Here is a 734-nt window from a genome sequence, read left to right as displayed (position 1 = left end):
GAGGCCAGCCAAGCCGGCGTGAAGATAGACTTCATCGTCCGCGGCATGTGTTCGCTGAGGCCGTCGGCGAGGCCGAGATCGATCAGCGCGAGGTGCACCCGCGCCGAGCCCAGCAGGGCGATCGCCGAGTCCCGGTCCGCCGCGAGCCCGACCACCTGATGGCCTGCTTCGACCACCGCGGGCTTGAGGCATCCGGCCACGACCATGTCGTCCTCGACGATCAGCACCCGCATCAACACCCCCCGAATCATCCCCACCCGGTGTTACCGCCGCAGCCCCGCCGGCGCCACGCCCGAGGCCTCGGGACGGGCGTTGAAGGCTGACGTTTGGTCGCGTGCGCGGCCTGCGGGAGACATGCTATCGGTGCGCCCGGGGAGACATCGGCCTTGCATCGGGTCCGCACCTTCACACGGCTGCTCGGCGTCTGGGTCGTCGCCTATGTGCTGATCGCACAGGCGGCGCTGGGCGCGTTCGCCATGGTCGGACAGGCGCACGCCGCGCCGAACGATCCCTTCGGCGTCCACTGTCTCAACGGAGAGGTCTCCGCGGACCAGGACACCCACGGGCAGCTTCAGCGCGCCGCGTGCTGCACGATCGCCTGCCTGAGCCATGTCGCGGCGCCGCCGCCCGAACTCATTGTCTTCGCGTTCGCCTACGCGCCGCAGCCTTCCGCGCCGCGTCCCGCCTTCGCGGCCGAACGGCCATGGCGCGAGATCGCCGAGCGAAGGCCGACG

At 70.7% G+C, this 734-nt stretch carries 2 protein-coding genes; both read left to right on the top strand.

Annotated features, from left to right (window positions below):
- The first annotated feature begins 18 nt into the window (after nt 1–18).
- A complete protein-coding gene (locus tag ACIKT0_RS19475) occupies nt 19–159 on the top strand; it encodes a hypothetical protein (protein WP_407106911.1) in 141 nt (46 codons plus the stop codon).
- 227 nt (nt 160–386) lie between these two features.
- Nucleotides 387–734: hypothetical protein (locus ACIKT0_RS19470; protein WP_407106910.1), on the top strand; the 348-nt coding region annotated here is incomplete at its 3' end.

Source organism: Hansschlegelia beijingensis (assembly GCF_045505405.1).
Classification (GTDB): domain Bacteria; phylum Pseudomonadota; class Alphaproteobacteria; order Rhizobiales; family Methylopilaceae; genus Methylopila; species Methylopila beijingensis_A.
Note: the sequence above shows the minus strand (reverse complement) of the source record. Positions and strands in the feature narration are given on the sequence as shown.